The organism is Sphingomonas sp. J344, assembly GCF_024700005.1.
In the GTDB taxonomy this organism is placed as follows: Bacteria; Pseudomonadota; Alphaproteobacteria; order Sphingomonadales; family Sphingomonadaceae; genus Sphingomonas.
Window position 1 is genome coordinate 752,092 of sequence record NZ_JAJONB010000001.1, and the last position, 17,518, is coordinate 769,609.

General features: G+C 66.2%; 14 protein-coding genes and 3 pseudogenes. 11 read left to right on the forward strand and 6 right to left on the reverse strand.

Annotation, left to right across the window (positions count from 1 at the left end):
* The first annotated feature begins 5 nt into the window (after positions 1–5).
* Both thiL and LRS12_RS03780 read left to right on the forward strand, forming a co-directional pair.
* Entirely contained in the window at positions 6–878 is an 873-nt protein-coding gene (thiL, locus tag LRS12_RS03775; protein WP_257845420.1) for a thiamine-phosphate kinase, read from the forward strand.
* Positions 879–1,357: 479 nt separating this feature from the next.
* Entirely contained in the window at positions 1,358–3,454 is a 2,097-nt protein-coding gene (locus tag LRS12_RS03780; RefSeq protein WP_257843382.1) for a sodium-translocating pyrophosphatase, read from the forward strand.
* 52 nt (positions 3,455–3,506) lie between these two features.
* Here the strand turns inward: LRS12_RS03780 and LRS12_RS03785 are convergent, their stop codons facing one another.
* Positions 3,507–3,929 (reverse strand): endonuclease/exonuclease/phosphatase family protein, encoded by a 423-nt coding sequence (locus tag LRS12_RS03785; protein WP_374581240.1) that lies wholly within the window; start codon positions 3,927–3,929, stop codon positions 3,507–3,509.
* Positions 3,844–4,362, reverse strand: coding sequence for an endonuclease/exonuclease/phosphatase family protein (locus LRS12_RS03790; protein WP_257843384.1), 519 nt, complete (start codon positions 4,360–4,362; stop codon positions 3,844–3,846). The genes LRS12_RS03785 and LRS12_RS03790 overlap by 86 nt, the downstream gene beginning before the upstream one ends.
* A gap of 51 nt (positions 4,363–4,413) precedes the next feature.
* Here LRS12_RS03790 and LRS12_RS03795 point away from each other — a divergent pair, with 51 nt between their 5' ends.
* The 4 genes from LRS12_RS03795 to LRS12_RS03810 all read left to right on the forward strand — a co-directional run bounded on the left by LRS12_RS03795 (position 4,414) and on the right by LRS12_RS03810 (position 8,198).
* The gene (locus LRS12_RS03795; protein WP_257843385.1) at positions 4,414–5,424 is read left to right on the forward strand and encodes a LacI family DNA-binding transcriptional regulator; all 1,011 of its coding nucleotides are present in this window, start codon (positions 4,414–4,416) and stop codon (positions 5,422–5,424) included.
* A 168-nt stretch (positions 5,425–5,592) separates the two neighbouring features.
* Positions 5,593–6,669, forward strand: coding sequence for a TonB-dependent receptor plug domain-containing protein (locus tag LRS12_RS03800; RefSeq protein WP_257843386.1), 1,077 nt, complete (start codon positions 5,593–5,595; stop codon positions 6,667–6,669).
* Positions 6,554–7,954 (forward strand): TonB-dependent receptor domain-containing protein, encoded by a 1,401-nt coding sequence (locus LRS12_RS03805; protein WP_257843387.1) that lies wholly within the window; start codon positions 6,554–6,556, stop codon positions 7,952–7,954. Before LRS12_RS03800 ends, LRS12_RS03805 begins: the two co-directional genes overlap by 116 nt.
* A gap of 16 nt (positions 7,955–7,970) precedes the next feature.
* Complete coding sequence (locus LRS12_RS03810) at positions 7,971–8,198, forward strand: hypothetical protein (protein ID WP_257843389.1); 228 nt, start codon at positions 7,971–7,973, stop codon at positions 8,196–8,198.
* Positions 8,199–8,240: 42 nt separating this feature from the next.
* Here the strand turns inward: LRS12_RS03810 and LRS12_RS03815 are convergent, their stop codons facing one another.
* Positions 8,241–8,900: an aspartyl/asparaginyl beta-hydroxylase domain-containing protein gene (locus tag LRS12_RS03815; protein ID WP_257843391.1), complete on the reverse strand. Its 660-nt coding sequence runs from the start codon at positions 8,898–8,900 to the stop codon at positions 8,241–8,243.
* Positions 8,901–9,071: 171 nt separating this feature from the next.
* Here LRS12_RS03815 and LRS12_RS03820 point away from each other — a divergent pair, with 171 nt between their 5' ends.
* The gene (locus LRS12_RS03820; protein ID WP_257843392.1) at positions 9,072–11,117 is read left to right on the forward strand and encodes a M16 family metallopeptidase; all 2,046 of its coding nucleotides are present in this window, start codon (positions 9,072–9,074) and stop codon (positions 11,115–11,117) included.
* Positions 11,118–11,125: 8 nt separating this feature from the next.
* Entirely contained in the window at positions 11,126–11,977 is an 852-nt protein-coding gene (locus LRS12_RS03825; RefSeq protein WP_257843393.1) for an insulinase family protein, read from the forward strand.
* Between the two features lie 45 nt (positions 11,978–12,022).
* Here LRS12_RS03825 and LRS12_RS03830 read toward each other — a convergent pair.
* From LRS12_RS03830 to pyrD, 3 genes and pseudogenes are all read right to left on the reverse strand, one after another.
* Positions 12,023–13,823 (reverse strand): annotated as a pseudogene (locus LRS12_RS03830) (long-chain fatty acid--CoA ligase).
* Positions 13,824–13,914: 91 nt separating this feature from the next.
* Entirely contained in the window at positions 13,915–13,986 is a 72-nt protein-coding gene (locus LRS12_RS20235) for a hypothetical protein (protein WP_374581241.1), read from the reverse strand.
* Positions 13,987–14,053: 67 nt separating this feature from the next.
* Positions 14,054–14,887, reverse strand: a pseudogene (gene pyrD, locus LRS12_RS03835) (dihydroorotate dehydrogenase (quinone)); the annotation flags it as partial.
* 216 nt (positions 14,888–15,103) lie between these two features.
* On the opposite strand from pyrD, the gene LRS12_RS03840 reads away from it, so the two are divergent.
* The 3 genes and pseudogenes from LRS12_RS03840 (at position 15,104) to LRS12_RS03850 (ending at position 17,472) form a co-directional block, all read left to right on the forward strand.
* A complete protein-coding gene (locus tag LRS12_RS03840; RefSeq protein WP_257843396.1) occupies positions 15,104–15,523 on the forward strand; it encodes an SUF system Fe-S cluster assembly regulator in 420 nt (139 codons plus the stop codon).
* Positions 15,523–16,987 (forward strand): annotated as a pseudogene (gene sufB / locus LRS12_RS03845) (Fe-S cluster assembly protein SufB). Before LRS12_RS03840 ends, sufB begins: the two are co-directional and overlap by 1 nt.
* Positions 16,984–17,472 carry an energy transducer TonB gene (locus LRS12_RS03850; protein WP_257843397.1) on the forward strand — a complete coding sequence of 163 codons (489 nt, stop codon included), beginning with the start codon at positions 16,984–16,986 and terminating at the stop codon, positions 17,470–17,472. Before sufB ends, LRS12_RS03850 begins: the two are co-directional and overlap by 4 nt.
* Positions 17,473–17,518 lie beyond the last annotated feature (46 nt).

Genomic DNA, 17,518 nt, shown 5'->3' on the forward strand with positions numbered 1-17,518 from the left:
CGAAGATGCCCGATGAATTCGCCTTCCTCACCGCCCTGCGCGCCATCGCGACGCACCCGGCGGCGGTGGGCCTCGCGGACGACACTGCGCAACTCGATGTCGCGGCGGGCAAGCTCATCCTCACCAGCGACACGATGGTCGAGTCGGTCCACTACCGCCCGCACGACCCGCCGGAGTCGGTCGGCTGGCGGCTCGCGGCGGTCAATCTCTCCGACCTCGCCGCCAAGGGCGCGACCCCGCTCGCGTGCCTGCTCAATTACAGCCTGTCGGGCGATGCACAGTGGGACCGCGCCTTCCTGAACGGCCTCAACGACGCGCTCACCCGCTATTCCATGCCGCTGATCGGCGGCGACACGGTGGCGATGCCCGCTGGAGCGCCGCGCAGCCTGACGCTCACCGCCATCGGCGCCGCCCCCGCCCGCACCCCGCTGCGCACCGGCGCCCGACCCGGCGACAGTCTCTGGGTGACGGGCACCATCGGCGGCGCAGCGTTCGGCGCGGATGGGGAACCGCGCGACCTGGCCCGCTACCTCCACCCCGTCCCGCGCCTTGCCGAGGGACAGGCGCTCGCCCCCCTTGCCACCGCGATGATGGACGTCTCCGACGGCCTGCTGATCGACGCGCAGCGGCTCGCGGCGGCCAGCAGCATCGCGCTCGCCATCGACCTCGACGCCATCCCGCTCGCGCTCCCCGGCCCCGTCCTCGACGCGGCCAGCGCGGGCGACGATTACGAACTCCTCTTCACCCTCCCCGCCGACACCGAACCGCCCGTCCCCGCCACCCGCATCGGCACCGCCAGCCCCTGCGACGGCCTGACCCTCACCGCAAACGACGCGCCGGTGCCCCTCCCCACCAAGCTCGGCTACCGTCACGGCTAAGCTCACGTCACCCCCGGCCTCGAGCCGGGGCCCAGCTTCTTCTCCGACGCGAAGCAGTCGATCGCCCCAACAACCCCCTTCAAATGTTGGATTTCATCTGATCTACCCTGATAGATGAACCCGCCAGCACCCGACTCAGGCCGCCGCGCGTCGCCAACCCGGCGCGTTCCTGTCGCGTCGCTGGTGTCAGCCTGTCGCATCCCCGTCGCGCCCCGGTTGTCAGCCTGTCGCGCGCACGTCGCGCCACTGCCGCGTACCCGTCGTGCGGGCGTCGCGAACCCGTCGCATTCCGGTCGCCAACCCGGCGCGTTCCGGTTCACCGCGCGGGACACCCCCCATTTTCGTCAGGATCGTCGGACGCCTCACCGATCCACGCGGCTTGACAGCCCCCCGCCCCTCTCTACGCTCCGCCCCGACGCGCGTTGTACCGGGCATCAAGACCTGGGCGACCTGCGGGATTCACAGGGGAAGGATACCAGATGACGGTTGTCACGATCGCCATCGGGTGCGGCTTACTCGCCGTGCTCTATGGCATTTTCACGAGCTACCAGGTGCTCGCCTATTCGGCCGGCAATGCCCGGATGCAGGAAATCGCCGCCGCCATTCAGGAAGGCGCGCAGGCCTATCTTGCCAAGCAATATACCGCGATCGCGGTCGTCGGCGTGATCGTCGCGGCGCTGGTCGGCTATTTCCTCGGTCTCACCTCGGCAATCGGCTTCCTGCTCGGCGCGGTGCTGTCGGGCGTCACCGGCTTTATCGGGATGAACATCTCGGTCCGCGCCAATGTCCGCACCGCCGAAGCAGCACGCACCTCGCTCCAGTCAGGCCTTACCGTCGCATTCCGCGCCGGCGCGATCACCGGCATGCTGGTGGCGGGTCTCGCCTTGCTCGCGATCTCGGTCTTCTTCTGGTACCTCACCGGCCCCGCCGGCTACGCGCCGCAGGATCGCCATGTCGTCGACGCACTCGTCGCACTGGCGTTCGGCGCGTCGCTGATCTCGATCTTCGCCCGCCTCGGCGGCGGCATCTTCACCAAGGCGGCCGACGTCGGCGCCGACATGGTCGGCAAGAACGAACTCGGCTTCGACGAGGATGACGACCGCAACCCCGGCGTCATCGCCGATAACGTCGGCGACAATGTCGGCGACTGCGCCGGCATGGCCGCCGATCTGTTCGAAACCTATGTCGTCACGATCGGCGCGACGATGGTGCTGACCGCGTTGCTCGTCACCGGCATCGACAATGCGTCGCTGCTCGCGCTGATGGCGCTGCCGCTCGCGGTGGGTGGCATCTGCATCATCACCTCGATCATCGGCACCTATGCCGTCCGGCTCGGCTCGGGCACCAACATCATGGGTGCGCTCTACAAGGGCTTCTTCGCCACGGCCGTCCTCTCGATTCCGGCGATCTATTATGTCACCGCGCAGACGCTGGGCGGCATGGACACCCAGGTCGGCGGCGGGCTCGGCTTCACCGGCATGGACCTCTTCTGGTCGATGATGGTCGGCCTCGGCGTCACCGGGCTGCTGGTGTGGATCACCGAATATTACACCGGCACCAACTATCGCCCGGTCAAGTCGATCGCCAAGGCATCGGATTCGGGCCATGGCACCAACGTCATTCAGGGGCTGGCCGTGTCGATGGAATCGACCGCGCTGCCGACGTTGGTCATCGTTGTCGGCATCATCGCCAGCTTCCAGATCGCCGGCCTGATGGGCATCGCCTTTGCCGCCACGTCGATGCTGGCGCTGGCTGGCATGGTCGTCGCACTCGACGCTTATGGTCCGGTGACCGACAATGCCGGCGGCATTGCGGAGATGGCGGGCCTCGACAAGGAAGTGCGCGAACGCACCGATGCGCTCGACGCGGTGGGCAACACGACCAAGGCGGTGACCAAGGGGTATGCGATCGGTTCGGCCGGCCTCGCGGCGCTCGTGCTGTTCGCCACCTACACCGTCGATCTGGGTGAGTTCTTCGCCGATGTCGCGGTGAACTTCTCGCTGTCCAACCCCTATGTCATCGTCGGGCTGCTGCTCGGCGCGTTGCTGCCCTACATGTTCGGCGGCATGGCGATGACCGCCGTCGGCCGCACGGCGCAGGCGGTGGCGCTCGATATCCGCGCGCAGTTCAAGGAGAACCCCGGCATCGCCGACCGCAGCGTGCGTCCCAACTATGCACGCACCGTGGGTCTGGTGACGGCGGGCGCGATCCGCGAGATGATCGTGCCTTCGCTGCTCCCGGTGCTCGCGCCGATCGTCGTCTATTTCGCGATCACCGCAGTCGCCGGTCAGGCCAATGGCTTCGCCGCGCTCGGCGCATTGCTGATCGGCGTGATCGTCTCCGGCCTGTTCGTCGCGATCTCGATGACCAGCGGCGGCGGCGCGTGGGACAATGCCAAGAAGGTGATCGAACTCGGTGCCTATGGCGGCAAGGGCAGCCCGGCGCATCAGGCGGCGGTCACCGGCGACACGGTCGGCGATCCCTACAAGGACACGGCTGGCCCTGCGGTCAATCCGATGATCAAGATCACCAACATCGTCGCGCTGCTGCTGCTCGCGGCGCTCGCGGCGGGCTGATCGAAACGACCTTCATGGCCCCGCCCGGCGCGTCCGGGCGGGGTCTTTATTTTCAGGGCCAGCGATAGTCGGCAACCACCGGAAAGTGATCCGACGGAAACCGCCCGCCCCGCCCGAAATCGACGGTCTCGACCGCCACCGGCGTCAGGCCGCGGGACATCACCCAGTCGATCCGCTTCCCCGGCGTTCCGCTGAAGCCATGGAACGTCCCCTCCGGCCCCTTCCGCTTCGGCGCCGCGGTCCAGGCATCGGCCAGATGGGTGGACAGGATACGATGGCTCTCGCTCTCCGGCCCGGTGTTGAAGTCCCCGGTCAGCACCACCACATCCCCGGCAGGCCGCTGCGCCACCCACTCCGCAATCGCGGCCGCACATTTGCTTCGCGCCGCCTCATCCTCGGCCCGATACGGAAAATGCGTGTTGATCAGCCAGAAGCGCTTGCCTGCCCTGGTCTCGAACAACCCCCATGTCGCCATCCGCGGATAGGGATGCCCCCAGCTGATGCTCCCCGGCACGCTCGGCATATCCGACAACCAGAAATTGCCCAGTTCGATCACCTTCATCCGGTCGCGGCGAAAGAACACCCCCCATATGCTCGTCGCCATGCCCACCGCGCCGATCGATCCCGAACCAGGAATAGCCGGGCAGCGTCTCCAGCACATAGTCGCCCTGGATCTTCCACAATTCCTGCGTACCGATGATGTCGGGATCGGTGCGCCGGATCGTCTCGACGAACAGGTCGCCGCGCGCCTCCCACCGGTTCACCCCATCCTCGGCGCGCGGCAGGCGGACATTGAACGCCATCACCCGCAGTCCCGTCGCCGGTCGCGCCGCGCGGGCGGGCAGCGCCACGATCGCCGTTGCCGCCACTCCCCCAGCATAGTCCGGCGATCCATGACTCAACTCCACTCTTGCCTGTTGCCAACGCTGTCACCTATGCCTGACCCGTCAGGGAGGCAAATGGCGCGACGGCCCACGATCAAGGAAGTTTCGAAGCTCGCGGGCGTGTCGTTCAAGACCGTCTCGCGCGTGCTGAACAACGAAAAGAACGTCAGCGAGGAAACCCGCCGCCGCGTCGAGCAAGTCGTCGCCGAACTCAATTTCCGCCCCAGCCTCGCCGCACGCACGCTCGCCGGCCGCAAGTCATTTCAGGTCGGGCTGCTCTACGACAACCCCAGCCCCTATTATGTCTATCACCTCCTTGCCGGCGCGCAGGAGGGGTGCGCCGAACATGGTTATCGGCTGCTGACCCAGCCAGTCGACAGCGCCGCGCCGGGGCTGGTCGCCGATGTCTGCGCTCTGGTGGACGAGACGCATCTCGACGGACTGATCCTATCCCCGCCAGTGACCGAAAGCGAAGCCTTGCTCGACGAACTCGACCGGCGCGGGCTGCCCTATGTGCGGATCGAGCCGGGGCTGCGCCGCGATGTCGGGCGGTCGGTGACGATCGACGACGCCAGCGCCGCGCGTGAGGCGACCGCGCATCTGCTCGGCCATGGCCATCGCGCCATCGCCTTCATCAAGGGGCCGGACGCGCATATCTCGTCGGTCGAGCGTCTAAAAGGCTATCGCTCGGCGCTCGACGCGCACGGCGTGGCGTTCAACCCCGATCTTGTCGTACCTGGCGATTACAGCATCGAATCGGGCCGCCGCGCCGCGCGGGCGTTGCTTGAACTCCCGACGCCGCCGACCGCAATCTTCGCGGGCAATGACGACATGGCCGCCGGCGTGCTCGCGATCGCACATGAGCGGGGCATCGCCGTCCCCGAACAATTGTCGATTGCCGGGTTCGACGATCGGGATCTCGCGGCCGCCGTCTGGCCGCCGCTCACCACCGTTCGCCAGCCGGTGCACGAACTGGCCCGCAGCGCCGCCGACCTGCTGCTCGATTCAAAGACGCCGCGTGACCGGTTGACCTTCGATACCCGGCTTATCCCCCGCGCCAGCACAGGCCCCGCGCCGAGACGCTGATCGTCGAGTTGTCCGACATCTCGGTTGACTCCCCTCCCGACTTGTAACACAACTCGGTTGACACCGGTGTCTAAACCCGGGTCGATCGGGCGTAGGCCGGGACGGGGATGCAGGGCGAGAGGCGCGCCTTCCCCACCCCGTGCCGCGCGGATACAGGGGAGGAAAAACATGGACATCAGAACATCCGTCAAAACGGGGATCGCCATCGGCGCACTCGCAACCGCGCTTACATGCGGCACGCCCGCCATCGCCCAGGACGCAGCACCGCAGTCGGAAACGGATTCCGACGAGATCGTTGTCACCGGCATCCGCGCCTCGCTGGAACGCGCGGCCGACATCAAGCGCGAGGCCGATCAGGTGCTCGACGTGATCACCGCCGAGGATGTCGGCAAGCTGCCCGACGCCAACGTGGCCGAAGCGCTTCAGCGCGTAACCGGCGTCCAGATCACCCGCGTGTTCGGCGAGGGTCAGTCGGTGTCGGTGCGCGGCCTGCAACAGGTACGAGTCGAGGTCGACGGTCGCACGCTCCTCGGCTGGTCGGCGCGGCTGTCGCCACCGGAGAATGACCAGCTCGGTCGCTCGTCGGGCCTCGATCTGGTCCCGTCGAGCATGTTCGGACGGCTGGAGGTACGCAAATCGCCGCTCGCCAGCCAGGCCGAAGGCGGCCTTGGCGGCACGGTCAACCTCGTCACCCCCAAGCCGCTCGACTTCCGCAACACGACCGTCTCGCTGCGCGCGACCGGTGTTTATTCGGAAAACAGCGAGACGTTCGAACCGGTGCTCACCGGCTTTGCCACTACCAAATTCGCCGACGGCAAGGTCGGCGTGATGCTCGCGGCGGAGTATCAGAAACGCACCTCGACCACCCAGGCGTTCGAGCGCAACAACTTCCTCAATCGCACCTATACCGGCACCGGCGGAGGGGTGATCCCGACCCCCGTACTGCTGCAGTACGAGAATTTCGTTGTCGACCGCTCGCGCATCGGCCTCAACGGCGCGGTGCAGGTCGAGGTTACGCCGGATTTCGTGCTGACCGCCGACGCGCTCTATTCACGCCTCACCACCGGGCGCATTCAGGACTTTTTTTGCTTTCCGCCTGCCCACCGGCAGCAATCCGGTCACCAACCGCGTGGTCGAGAACGGCGTGGTCGTCGCGGGCAACGCCAACGGCACCGTCACCACCGCGGGCCAGATCCGCAACGAGCCGACCGAAAGCTATCTTTACGGCCTCAACGGCAAATATGAGAGCGGCGGGCTGACGATCGAGGCGGATGGCTATTACAGCAAGGGCACGATCGACCAGACGATCCAGATCATCACGCTACAGGCGACCGCAGCAGTCCCCGGCGCGTTCGATTTCCGCAACACGACGATCCCCAGCCTGAGCCTCGGGGCCTGGAACCCGACGGTCTATTCCTCATACAATCCGGCCAGCAACGGCGTGCGCAGCAACCGCCTGCTCGGCCTGCTCGAGGAATGGACCGGCAAGCTCGACCTGTCCTATGAATTCGACAGCGGCTTCACCATCTCGACGGGGGTGCGCTATACCGATCTCCACGCGCTGACCAATGCCTATCGCAGCCAGGTTACTCCGACCCGGGCGGAGATCGAACCCTATCTGCGCCAGGTCAGCATGGGATCGTTCCTGCCCGACATTCCGGGCAGTTTCCCGCGCAGCTTCCTCAGCACCGCACCGACCTATGACTATGTCTTCACGCGGGCTCAGGCCGCACAGCCCAACCCCGATCCCAATGACCGCTCGACGCTGCTGCCCAACGCCCAACGCGACTATGACTTCAGCGAGCGAACGCTGGCCGGCTATCTGATGGTGGCAGGCAAGGGCGAGATTGGCGGCGTCCCCTTCTCGGCCAACGCCGGGTTACGCATCGCCCGGACGCAATTGTCGGTGGATACGTTCAACACGGTCGGGACGACGGCGACGCTGGTCACCGACGAAAGCAGCTACACCAACGTCCTGCCCAGCGCGAATGTGGTGTTCAACGTCACCGACAACTTCCTCGTCCGCATTTCGGGGTCCCAGACGATGCAGCGCGCGTCGATCGCCGACCTTGCGCCGTCGAACTTCTTCAACGCGACCAACCTGTCGGTGACCGGCGGCAATGCCGCGCTCGAACCGCCGATCTCGACCCAAGGCGATATCAGCTTCGAATATTATACCGGCAAGAGCTCGCTGATCTCCGGCGCGTTCTTCTACAAGGACGTTTCGAACTTCATCGCCAGCTTCGTGACCACCGGGATCGACACCAATCTCGACCCGGCCGGGCGCGAACTGACCTTCTCCCGCCCCGAAAACCTCGCCAGCGCGCGGATCAAGGGGTTCGAGATCGGCATCCAGCAATTCTTCGACTTCCTTCCCGCCCCGCTCGACGGGTTCGGCATGATCGCCAACTATACCTATTCGGACTCGGAAGATAATGGTGGCTTCCCGCTCGTCGCAGTGTCGAAGCACAGCTACAATCTGGTCGGCCTGTACGAAAAGGGGGCCGTTCTCGGCGCGTATCGCCTATAACTATCGCGACGAGGCGGTGTTCGAATTTTCCGAAGGCCGCCCCAGCTTTGTCGGCCCGCGCTCGCAGCTCGACGCCCAGATCGGGATCGACCTGGCGAAGGGGATCGCGCTCTCGCTCCAGGCGCAGAACCTGATCCCCGAGGATTCGGCGACGACCGAGTACAGTGCCGCCGGGCCGATCGCGCTCAACAGCTATGCGCTGTCCGAACGACGCTTCTCGATCGGCGTGCGCGCCAAGTTCTGAACCGTGCGGGGGCGTCGGCACATCCGCCGGTGCCCCCGTCGCTCAGCGGCGCATCGCCGCCCGTAGCCGCAGTAGCGCGTCGGCGATCCACCGGCCGGGCTGGCGCAGCGGACGCCGCACGCGAACGCGCAGCACCACGCGGGTGCCGCCCGTGTCGTTCCACGCCTCATGGTCATAGGTGTCGTCGAACACCAAGGTCTCACCCTCAGCCCAGCGCAATACGCGGTCTCCAACCCGCATCCGCGCATCGCCGTCACGCGGGATGATCAAGCCCAGATGGCAGGTGAGGAGCCCCCGGGTCGCCCCGCGATGCGCAGGCACATGGGTGCCGGGCGGAAGAATCGCGAAGCTCGCGCTGTCGAGACCGGGGATCGTCGCTATCGCTGCTGCGGTCGCCGGGCAGCGCGCGGCATTGACCTCGACCCGGTCGCCGCGCCGCCACAGGATAAAGGCGGCGCGCGCGTCGCAGGCGCGCGTCGCGGCACGCGCCTCGTCCCGGATCGCGCGCCAGTTGTCGCGCAACTCGCGTGTCCAGCCGAATGCCCGCACATCGAGTACCGGCGCGATCGGAACCAGCGAGAAGCCGCCGATCACCCGATCGGCAAGGGCATGTGCGGGTCCGCGATTCGACACGTCACGCGGTACTACGGCGGACAAAGCCGTCGCGCCGTCGCTGTTCCGATCGATCGTCCGCTCGAACACGCTACGCCCCACCCAACCGGCCGCTGGCACGATTCTCGGCCACGGCTTCAGGTGCGGGGCTAGGAGCACACTGGGTCCAAAACATGGCCGAACCCGCGCCAAAGTCGCGCGCGACGGACCGTTGCGGCACCGGCTGGCACGGCGCGCGCATCCAAGCTAAGCTCCCGCACGATGGCTTTGTTTTCGCGCCTCCGGCCGCTCGCCCTTCCCCTATTTTTCGTCGCAGCCGCGCTGCCCGCGCTCGGCCAGTCGAGCGCCCCGGCACCCCAGGCCACAGCCGCGCCTGTCGCGGTCGACAAGACGCCCTGGCTGTACAAGGGCAGCGACATTGAGCACGACCCCGAATGGCGGTTCGGGACGCTCCCCAACGGCCTGCGCTATGCGGTGCGCAAGAATGGCGTGCCCCCGGGCCAGGTATCGGTGCGGCTGCACATGGCGGTGGGATCGCTGATGGAGCAGGAGAGCGAGAAGGGCTTTGCCCATCTGCTCGAACACCTCTCCTTTCGCGGATCGTCCAAGATCCCCGATGGCGAATCGAAACGGGTGTGGCAGCGGCTGGGTGTCACCTTCGGATCGGACAGCAACGCCAGCACCACGCCGGTATCCACCACCTACAAGCTCGACCTTCCCAATGCGAACGAGGCGAGCCTCGACCAGTCGATGATGATCCTTGCCGACATGATGGCGGCACCCAACATCACCACCCAGTCGCTGACACAGGAGCGGCCGGTGGTACTGGCGGAACAGCGCGAGTCGCTGGGGCCGGGAGAGCGGCTGGACGATCTGCGGCGCCGCCTGTTCTTCGCGGGGCAGCGGTTCGCCGATCGACCCGTCATCGGGACGGTGGAGACGTTGACCGGAGCGACCGCCGACACGGTCCGCGCCTTTCACCAGCGCTGGTACCGGCCGGAACGCACAACATTGGTGATCGTCGGCGACCTCGATCCCGCGCTGTTCGAGGCGCAGATCGTCAAGCATTTCGCGGCATGGAAGGGCGTCGGCCCCAACCCCGCAAATCCCGATTTCGGCAAGCCGAGCGACACCCACCCAAAAAGCGCTGCCTTGGTCGAACCGACCCTGCCGCCCATCGTCGCCCTCGCCGTACTGCGCCCCTGGACCGTGTTCGAGGATACGGTGAAGTTCAATCAGGAGCGCTGGGTCGATTTTGTCGCGGTCCGGATCATCAACCGCCGCCTCGAACGGCGGGCGCGATCCGGGTCGAGCTATATCGGCGCGGGTGCCGACCTGTCGGACGCCGTGCGATCGGTGAACGTGACGACGATCCAGGTGCTTCCGGTCGGCGAGGATTGGGAGACCGCACTCAAGGAAGTACGCGGCGTCGTCGCCGACGCGCTCGCCACCGCACCGACCCAGGCCGAGATCGACCGCGAGGTGAACGAGATCGCGTCAGAGATGCGCAACGCGATCGAGACCGCGCGCGTGACCGCCGGGTCGCAGCGCGCCGACACGCTGATCGCCGCAGTCGACATCAACGAGGTGACGACCAGCGAACAGGCGAGCTTCGGCATCTTCCAGGGCGCGATCAATCAAAGGATGTTCACGCCGGAGCGCGTGCTGGCATCGACCCGGCGGGTGCTTCAGGGTGTCGCAACCCGCGCGCTGATCACCACGCGCGCGCCCGACGCCAATGTCCAGACCAAGCTCGCCGCCGCGCTTGAGGCCGATGTTTCGGGCCTCGCCGGCACCCGCGCGGCGTTGCGCAACGTCAGCTTCGCGTCGCTGCCCAGGCTCGGCACGCCGGGCAAGGTCGCGATGCGGGCGGTGGCAGTACCCGATCCGAAGATCGAACAGGTTCGCTATTCCAATGGGGTTACCGGCCTGTTCTTCCAGAATCCGGGCGAAGTCGGTCGCATCTATGTCTCGGTTCGCTTCGGGCGCGGCATGCAAGCGCTGCCTGCCAACCGCCAGACCCCTGCCTGGGCCGCCAACCTCGCGCTGCTGGAAGGCGGCATCGGCAAACTTGGCCAGGAGGAGATCGACCAGATCACCGGCGACCGGCGCATTTCGATGCAGTTCGGGGTCGGCGACGACGCCTTCGTCATCGCGGGGCAAACCTCGCCCGCCGACCTGACCGATCAGCTGCGGCTGATCGCGACGAAGCTCGAAGTACCGGGCTGGGATCCCAAGCCGGTCGCCCGTGCCCGTGCGGTCGCGATCTCCGGCTATGCCGCGCGCAACGCCTCCCCGATGCCGTGATCGGCAACATGCTGGATCATCTCCTCCACGCCGGCGATCCGCGCTGGGGGATGCCCGAACTCGCGGAGATCGAGAAGCTCAACGCCAAGGACTTCCGTGCCCTGTGGGAGCCGCTACTCGCCAGCGGGCCGATCGAGGTGCAGGTGTTCGGCGACATCGACGTCGACAAGGCGATCGAGGCGGTGCGCCAGACCTTTGGCGCGATGAAGCCACGTCGGGCATCGGCCATCGTCTCGGCCGCCGTGCGCTTTCCGGCCCATGTTGAGAGCCCGCTGGTCCTCCGCCATACCGGTGAACCCGATCAGGCCGCTGCCGTGATCGCGTGGCAAGCGGGCGGCGGCGCGGTCAATATTTCCGAAGGCCGCAAGCTCGAAATTCTCGCTGCGGTGATGCGCGACCGAATCCTCGACCTAATCCGTTCAACCGAGGGGGTGAGCTACTCGCCCACGGTCATCAGCCAATGGCCGGTCGGCCAGCCCGGCGGCGGGCGGGTGATCGCGCTGACCCTGTTGCCCCCTGACAAGACCGACCTGTTCCTCACCGTGGCGCGAGAGATCGCTGCCGACCTGGTCGCCAAGCCGATCGAGTTGGACGAGTTGCGCCGCGCACTGGTGCCGACGGCCCAGATGGTCGCGCGCCGGTCGAGCGGCAACCCCTTCTGGATGCAGCAGACAGAGGGCGGGACGTTCGACCCGCGCCGCCTGGCCGCGGTCAACACGCTGGGAAGCGACTATGGCCGCACCGGGCCGGAGGAGCTTCAGGCACTCGCGATCAAATATCTGGCGCGCGACAAGGATTGGGCAATGATCGTGCTACCCAAAGGCTGGGAAGCCGTCGCACCGGTGGCGGGAACGCGATAGACGCTCCCTTTCGTCACCCCGGGTCAAGCCCGGGGCGACGCAAAGCTAGCCCTTGTACAAGCCGTCCAGCCGCGCCCCATACACCTCTTTGAGGATATGGCGGCGGATCTTGAGGCTGGGGGGTCAGCTGCTGGTTCTCGATCGTGAACGGCTCGTCCGCCAGGATAAAGCGGCGCACGCGTTCGATCACCGACAAATCCTTGTTCACCCGATCGACCGCCGCGCCGATTGCGCTGCGATAGTCCGGGTCGTCGCGCAGCGCCTTGAGGTCGCATTTTGCCCCGGTCTTGGCGCACCATTCCTGCGTCCATTCGGGGTCGGGAACCAGCACTGCGGTCATGTACGGCTTGCGGTCGCCCGCGATCATTGCCTGCATGATTTCGGGCTGAAGGGTAAGCATGCCCTCAACCTTTTGCGGCGCAACATTGTCGCCCTTGTCGTTGACGATGATGTCCTTCTTGCGGTCGGTGATCTTGATTCGGCCCCTCTCGTCGATCAGCCCGATATCGCCGGTATGCAGCCACCCGTCCTTGAGGACGCGAGCCGTCTCGGCCTCGTTGCGCCAGTAACCGTGCATCACCAGCTCGCCGCGCACCAGAATCTCGCCATCCTCGGCGATCTTCACCTCGACGCCCTCCAGCGGCGGGCCGACCGTGTCGTGCTTTAGGCCGGCGCTCGGGCGGTTGCAGCTGATGACGGGCGCCGCCTCGGTCTGACCGTACCCCTGCAGGAAGGTGATTCCGAGGCTCTCGAAGAACACTCCGACCTCCGGGTTGAGCGGCGCGCCGCCCGACACCATCGCCTTGATCCGCCCGCCAAACTTCTTCGACAATTTTGGCTTCAACGTGCGGCTCAGGAAGAGGCTCATCGGCACGTCGAGCACCGAACTCTTCCCCGCCGCCTTCTTGCCCCCGATCGAAACCGCGCGGTCGAGCAGGTAATTGGCAAACTTGCCCTGTTTCTCGACCTGCTTGGTAATCCGCGTGCGCAACACCTCGAACAGCCGGGGCACGACGACCATCAGCGTCGGGCGCACCTCCTCGATATTCGACGCCAGCTTGTCGAGACCTTCGGCATAATAGATCTGCGCGCCCAGCCCGATCGGGAAATGCTGCCCGCCGGTATGCTCATAGGCGTGGCTGAGCGGCAGAAACGACAGGAATATCTCGTCGTCCCAGCCGAAATCCTCGCTGATCACGGTGCAGCAGCCCTCGACATTGGTCAGGATCGCGCCGTGATGCTGCATCACGCCGCGCGGGGAGCCGCCGGTGCCGCTGGTGTAGATGATGCACGCCAGATCCTCGCGCTTCATCCGCGCCGCCGCAGCTTCGGCGACCGCCACGTCTGCGGCATTGGCGGCGATCAGCGCGTTCCAGTCGTGAAAGTCGATCGCGCCCGGCTGGCTGAGCTTCATCTCGTCCATGCCGATCACCACATGCCCGACGCTACCCGCCGTGCGCAGGATCGCAGGGAGCAGGGTCTTGGCCAGCTTCGCATCGGACACGATCGTCATCGTCGCGCCCGAATTGTCGATGATATGCTGGTGATCGCGCTCGGTATTGGTGATGTAGGTCGGCACGGTCACCCCGCCCGCCGCCATGATCGCAAGGTCGCTCAGGCACCATTCGGGCCGGTTCTCGCTGACCAGCATCACCCGGTCGCCCGGTTTCAGACCAAGCGATTTCAGCGCCGCCGCCAGGCTCGCGACCTTGCGCGCCGATTCCGCCCAGCTGATCGACTGCCACGTACCGCCGCTCTTGGCCCAGAGGAACGGCGCGTCGCCCTGTTCCCGCGCGCGGGTGAAGAACATCGAAACGAGATTGTCGAATTTTTCGAGCTTGCGCATCCTGACCCCAACTCCTGCGGCGCGGGTTCGTGCCCGCGCTCAATCATGCGCGAACCCTAACGACACCGCTGGCAATCGCAATGCCGCTACGTCACAGACGGTTGACGATCCGCCGCACCAGCCCCGGCCCTTCGAACACCAGCGCCGAATATATCTGCACCATCGCCGCCCCCGCATCGAGCCGCGCCAGCGCCTCTTCGGGCAGAATCGATCCCGCCGACCGCGATCACCGGCAGCGCGCCATCGGCAATCTCGATCGCCATTGCCAGTTTCTCACGGGCAAGCGCGGCCAGCGGTCGCCCCGACAGACCGCCCGCTTCGGCGGCCAGCGGGGAACGCAGCGTATCGGGCCGTGAAATCGTCGTATTGCCGACAATCAGCGCATCGACCGACGCATTGGCCGCAGCCGCGACCACCCCCGCCATCCCCGCACGGTCGAGATCGGGCGCGACCTTGAGAAACAGTGGCACGCGCGCGCCCTCCAGCACCCGCGCCGCACTCGCCGCGTTCAGCAATTCGTCCAGCGCCGGTCGTGACTGAAGGTCGCGCAGCCCCGGCGTGTTGGGTGAACTGACATTGATCGTCACATAGTCCGCATGCGGCGCGACCTTCGCCACGCCGAGCGCATAATCCGCCACGCGATCGTCGCTGTCCTTGTTCGCCCCGACATTGATGCCAAGCACGCCCGGCCGCTTCGCCCGATTGACGCGCTCGATCGCCGCATCGATCCCGCCATTGTTGAACCCCATGCGGTTGACCACCGCGCGGTCCTCGACCAGCCGAAACAGCCGCGGCTTCGGATTGCCCGCCTGCGGGCGCGGCGTCAGCGATCCGATCTCGACGCTGCCGAACCCCAGCCCCATCAGCCCGTCGATCGCCTCGCCATCCTTGTCCAGCCCCGCCGCAAGTCCGACGGGGTTGGGGAACGCCACCCCGCCGATCGTGACCGGCCGCACGCGCGGGATGCTGCCACCCGGCGACAGCGCGGACGCGCGAATAGCCAGACGGTGCGCGCGTTCGGCGTCGAGCGTGAAGATCAGCGGCTTGAGCAGGTCGTAGAGCATGGACGCTGCCCTTAACGCCTGTCGCCCCGTCGCGTCACCCCGTCGCGCGGAAGTTTACACAAGGCTTACACTATCAGCCCCGGGGGGTCCGCGCCTTGACACACCCCCTCTCCAAGCCCATCTGCCCAATCGGAACGAATCATTCCGATTTGAGAATGGCTCGCAATCAGTTCGGCAGGCCGCAGCGCTTTTGCGCGTAGGCCCAACAGGGAATCCATGCGCCTCTCCGCCCAGACAGACTATGCCGTCGTGATGCTCTCCGCCGCCGCGCGTCACTGCGGCGTCAGCGGGCGGCTGAACGCGACGCTGCTGGCGGACGAGACCAGGTTGCCGCTTCCCACGGTCCAAAAGCTGGTCAGCCGCCTCTCCGCCGCCGGCCTGATCGAAAGCGCGCGCGGCACCGGTGGCGGCTTCCGCCTCGCCCGCCCGCCCGCAACGATCACCCTGGCCGACATCGTCGAAGCGATCGAAGGACCGATCGCGCTCACCGCGTGCGTCGACACCGGCAAGCATGACTGCTGCATCGAACAGAGCTGCCGCGTGAAACCGCACTGGAACAATGTCAACGCATCGGTCCGCGGCGCACTCGCCGGCGTCACCCTCGCCTCCCTCTCCTCCCAGCCGGTACCCGCATAATGGCCACCAAGAATGCAGAGGCGATCGCCGCCGCCAACAAGAAATACGAGTGGGGCTTCTCCTCGGACATCGAACAGGACTTCGCGCCCAAGGGGCTGAGCGAGGACACGGTCCGCTTCATCTCGGCCAAGAAGAACGAACCGGAATGGATGCTCGACTGGCGGCTCAAGGCCTATCGCCACTGGCTGACGATGACCGCACCCGACTGGGCGAAGCTCGACATCGACCCGATCGACTATCAGGACGCGTACTATTACGCCGAACCCAAGGCGAAGCCCAAGCTCGGCAGCCTCGACGAGGTCGATCCCGAAATCCTGCGCGTCTATGAAAAGCTCGGCATCCCGATCGAGGAGCAGAAGGTGCTGGCCGGGGTCGAGGGCGCGCGCAAGGTCGCGGTCGACGCGGTGTTCGACAGCGTCAGCGTCGCCACCACCTTCCGCAAGGAACTCGAGGCGGCCGGCGTCATCTTCCGCTCGATCAGCGAGGCGATCCGCGAATATCCCGATCAAGTCCGCAAATGGCTGGGGGAAGGTCGTGCCGATGCACGACAACTATTTCGCCGCATTGAACTGCGCGGTCTTCAGCGACGGCACCTTCGTCTATATCCCCGAGGGCGTGCGCTGCCCGATGGAGCTGTCGACCTATTTCCGAATCAACGCCGAGAATACCGGCCAGTTCGAACGCACGCTGATCGTCGCCGACAAGGGCAGCTATGTCAGCTATCTCGAAGGCTGCACCGCCCCGATGCGCGACGAGAACCAGCTCCACGCCGCCGTGGTCGAACTGGTCGCGCTCGACGATGCCGAGATCAAATATTCGACCGTCCAGAACTGGTATCCGGGCGACGAGAATGGCGAGGGCGGCATCTATAATTTCGTGACCAAGCGCGCTTTGTGCCAGGGCCGGAACTCCAAGGTCAGCTGGACCCAGGTCGAGACCGGCAGCGCGATCACCTGGAAATATCCGTCCTGCGTGCTCAACGGCGAAAACAGCGTCGGCGAATTCTACTCGGTCGCGGTCACCAACAACCGCCAACAGGCCGATACCGGCACGAAGATGATCCACAATGGCAAGGGATCGCGCTCGACGATCATCTCCAAGGGGATCAGCGCGGGCCGCAGCAACAACACCTATCGCGGCCTCGTCCGCGTCGCGCCGGGCGCGGAGGGCGTGCGCAACTTCACACAGTGCGACAGCCTGTTGCTCGGCTCCGAATGCGGCGCGCACACCGTACCGTATATCGAAGTCAGGAATCCTTCAGCCCAGATCGAGCACGAGGCGACCACGAGCAAGATCAGCGAGGACCAGATGTTCTACGCCATGCAACGTGGGCTGGATCAGGAAGCGGCGGTCGCGCTGATCGTCAACGGCTTCGCCAAGGAGGTGCTCCAGCAGCTCCCGATGGAGTTCGCGGTCGAGGCGCAGAAGCTGCTCGGCATCTCGCTCGAGGGCAGCGTGGGATGATCGCCGCGTTCGCCCTTCTGGCCATCGTGCCGCAGGACGCGGTCGCCGCGCCCGAGCCCGAATATGAAGAAGTGGTCATCACCGCCCGGGTCGGCCGCGTCGCGTTGGTGTTCGACCGCGCGCCCGATGGCCGCCTGATCAACTGCCGCGTGTTCAAGTCGTCGGGGACGAAACGGATCGACGACGCGGCCTGCACCTCGCTGCCCGATTGCGTCACTTCGACCAAGGGACAGGAATTTTGCGGCGGCGCAGGCGCGGGTCTGACCGCGACCGCGCCAAAGATCCTGACGACGGAGCCCAAGCTCGGCCTCGGCGTCTCGCTCAAGCCCGAAACGCCCAAGGCTCCCGCCGTCGGCCCGGTCGTCGGCGAGGCAAAGGACGAAGACCCCAACCGCCTCGGCAAGCTCCCGCCCCCGCCCAAGGACGAAAGCGGCACCCCCGCAATCACGCTGGGCGGAATGAAGCCGCAGGAGGAGCCGCGGTGACCCCTACCCACCGTCATGCTGACGCACTTCAGAATTTGCACGCAGG